Raw genomic sequence first — 3853 nt, 5'->3', positions numbered from 1 at the left:
CACTGGAGCGCGACCCCCAGCTGCTGCAGGCGTTGCAGCAATCGGTCACGATCGGTGTCACCGAGTGGCTGCGCAACCCGTCGGCATTCGCAGCCCTGCGCGTGGCCTGGCGCGAATACATCCGCCAGCGCGCTGCTGCCGGCGCCACCAAGTTGCGCTTGTGGTCCGTGGGGTGCTCCAGCGGCGAAGAGGTCTATGGCCTGGCCATGCTCACCGACGAGCTGCTGCGCGAGCTCGATCTGACGCTGGACTGGATGGTGCTGGGAACCGACGTGAACGCCGCCGCGCTGGACCAAGCCCGCAGCGGCGTTTTCGACGAGGCCAGTGCCCAGCACCTGCCCGCGGCGTGGCGTGAGCGCCACTTCAGCCGCATCGGCCACACGCTGCGGGTCAACCAAGAACTGCGCCGTCACTGCCTCTTTGCCCGTCACGACGTGCTGCAAGACCTGCCCTTTTTGCGCATGGATCTGGTGGCGTGCCGCAACGTCCTGATCTATCTGAAGGGCGCCGCCAAGGACGAGGTGCTGCGGCGCCTCCACCACGCGCTGCTGCCCGACGGCCTGCTGATGCTGGGCCGCTCCGAGGCACTGACGGCAGCGACGCGCTCGCTGTTTGCGTCGGTCTCGATCCAGGAACACGTGTGGCGCAAACGGGGCGACGGCGGCACCGCGCCGCCGTCGCCACCGGCGCGGGCGCGCCGGGCCGCCAGCCGCGCGCCCGAGGCCAGCGGGCGCACGGTGCTGCCGCAACTGCGCCCCGTCGATCGGCTTGAAGGCGATTTGCGTGAACGGCTGCTGCAGCATCTGGTGCAGCGCCACGCGCCCCCCACGGTGCTGACCGACCGTGACGGGCACCCACTGCACGTGGTCGGCACCATGGACGCACTGATGCACTGGCCAGCGGGCCCGACGATCGAGCTGACCCTTGCCAACCTGGTGCCTGCCGCGTGGCGGCGCGACGTCATGCTCGCGCAGCACCGCCTGCTCGAAGGGCAGGAGGCGTCGCTGCGCATCCCCCTGCCGCCCTTGCCGGAACAGCCGACACGTGTGCTCGAAGGCACGCACCTGCAGGTGGGCGGCGCCAGCTATCTGATCGTCAGTTTCAGCCCCCTGCGCAGCGACGACGGCAACGCCGCGGTGGCAACGCTGGGCCCGAACGAAGCCCAGCGCCTGCAGCAAGAGCGGCTCGAGTCGCTGGTCGATGCCCTGGAGCATAGCCAGCGTCAGTTGCAGCAACTCAACGAGGCCCTCAGCGTCACCACCGAAGAGTTGGAAGCCGCCAACGAGGAACTGGAGGCGTCGAACGAGGAGCTTGAAGCCTCCAATGAGGAGCTGCGCACACTCAATGAAGAACTCGACCGCTCGCTGCGCGAACAGCAGCAACTCAACGAGTTGCTGCACGCGGTGCAAGAGAGTGCCGGCACCGCCTTGCTGGTGCTGGACCACGAGCGCCGCCTGCTGCGCTTCAACCAGGCCGCCGCGGATCTGCTGGGCCTGCGCGAGTCGCAACTGGGAATGTCCTGGCAATTCGACGAGCGGCGCTTCGCCTGGCCGCCGGAGCTGGTCGCCCACGTCATGCAGGCACGACCGGGCCCCTGGCACGGTGGCCTGGAGCTGCCACAGTCGCGGCTGTGGCTACAGGCCACGCCCTGGCACACGCACGACGAGCGCACGGGCTACGTGATCGCCCTGACCGACCTGACGGCGCTGCGCCACGCCGAACAAGCCCGGCTGGAGCTGCAAGCGCGCCTGAGCGCCCTGACCGACGCCCTGCATGAGGCCGTGCTGCTGCACGACCCCGGCCGCGGGCGCTTGGTGTACGCGTCGCACCGGCTCCTGGAGTGGCTGCCCGCGCCACTGGCGCCTGCGGACAATCTGGCGAGCCTGATCGAGGCCATCGACCCCGCCGACCAGGGGCGCGTGCTGGCCTGCTGGCACGACGAGCGCAAGAACGAGTGGACACAGCGCTACCGGCTGCGCACCCCCGACGGGCAGTGGCGGCACGTACAAGAGCGGGCGTCGCGTGTCAGCCTCGACCCGGCGGGGCCACGCCTGGTGGCGGCGTCGCTGCTGGACGTGACCGACATGGTGGCGCTGGAGGCCCGCGAACACGAGGCGCGAGCACGCCTGCAGGCGGTTTGGGACAACCCCAGTATCGGCGTCGTCGTCTGCGACCCCCAAGGAACGATCGCCGAATGCAACCGTGCCCTGGCCATCCGCCTGGCAGCCGACGACACCCTGCTGCGCGGGTCCCGCTGGCTGGACTGGATCCATCCCGACGACCGCGACGCCATCCAGCAGCAATGGCAGGCGTTGCTGGCCGGGCACACACCCATGGCGCTGGAGCAGCGGCTCCAGGGCCGCGACGGCTCGTTGCGCTGGACGCGTCAATACCTGTCGCTGGCCCGCCACCCCCAACCACCGGGCGACTTGGTGGTCGTGTTACTGGAAAACATCGAAGAAGCCAAGGCACGCGAGCAAACGATCTTTCGCCAAGCCAACTTCGACGCGCTCACGGGCCTGCCCAACCGCAACCTGTACCGTGACCGGCTGGAGCAGGCTCTGCTGCGCGCGCAACGCGAATCGCGTCCGGTTTACGTGCTGTTTCTGGATCTCGACGGTTTCAAGGAGGTCAACGACATCCATGGCCACGATCTGGGTGACGAGGTGCTCATCGAGGCGGCAGGGCGCATCCGGCGCGCCATGCGCACCAACGACACCGTGGCGCGCTTCGGCGGTGACGAGTTCGTGGCGCTGATCGAGGGGGCCGAGTCGCCACTAGTCGTCGAGCGCGTCGCGGACGCCCTGCTGAGCGCGCTGCGCCAGCCGTTCCACGCGCGTGGCAATGCGCTGCGCTTGAGCGCGAGCATTGGCATCGCGGCCTACCCCAGCGACGGCGAAACGGTCGACGAGCTGCTGCGCATGGCCGACACGGCGATGTACTCGGCCAAGAATGGCGGGCGCGACCGCATGCGTTTTTATTCGCCACAGATGGAAAGCCGGGCGCGGCACGTCGCGGCGCTGAAAGCCGGGCTGGAGCGTGCCCTGGCGCAAGGGGAGTTCGAGTTGCACCTGCAACCCGTGATCGCCCTGCCCGAGGAGCGTGTGCGCGGGGCCGAGGTGCTGCTGCGCTGGCGCGATCCGCAGCGCGGCTTCGTGTCACCGGCAGAATTCGTCCCCGTCGCCGAGGCCAGCGGTCAGATCCGCCGCATCGGCGCCTGGGCGCTGCGCGAGGGGGCTCGCCTGGCCACCGAGGCCGGACGGCGCTGGGGCACCGGGTTTCGACTCGCGATCAATGTTTCGGCGTCGCAGTTTGGCGACCCGGCGCTGCACGACTGGCTCGACGAGCACCGCGCAGCGCTGCCTCATCTGACGATCGAGGTAACCGAATCGGTCTGGATGGCCGACAGCCCGTCGAGCCTGGGCTGGCTGCAGCGCGTGCGCGAGGGTGGCGCCTGGGTCGCGCTGGACGACTTTGGCACCGGGTATTCGAGCCTGGCCTATCTGCTGCGCACGCCGGTGGACGAGCTCAAGGTCGACAAACGCTTCACCGACCACGTCGGCACGGGCGGGCCGAGCGAGCGCATCGTGACCGCGGTGCTGGAAATCGCCGAGGCGCTGCACGCACGCGTCGTCGTCGAGGGCGTGGAGACGGCTACCCAGTTGGCATTCCTGCGGCCGCACGCGCCGCTGGATGTCCAAGGCTTTTACTATGTGTCAGGTCCCGGACGATTGCATTGATCCGCGACGTCGTGCATTATTCATAGGTCGCGAGACGATGCGTGAGCTGATCGAGGAGCTACGGAGGCAAAAGTCATGATGGTTCGACTGCACAAGAACGCCACCACGACCCC

Annotated in this window: 1 protein-coding gene; it reads left to right on the top strand. The window is 68.8% G+C overall.

The genetic code is table 11. The annotated features are described in order from the left end of the window. A partial coding sequence (locus Q0716_RS05445) for an EAL domain-containing protein (RefSeq protein WP_299020578.1) occupies nucleotides 1-3740 on the top strand: 3740 nt, incomplete at its 5' end. Nucleotides 3741-3853: the final 113 nt, after the last annotated feature.

Origin of the sequence: uncultured Tepidimonas sp. (genome assembly GCF_938045175.1) — a bacterium.
Classification (GTDB): Bacteria; Pseudomonadota; Gammaproteobacteria; order Burkholderiales; family Burkholderiaceae_C; genus Tepidimonas.
Note: the sequence above shows the minus strand (reverse complement) of the source record. Positions and strands in the feature narration are given on the sequence as shown.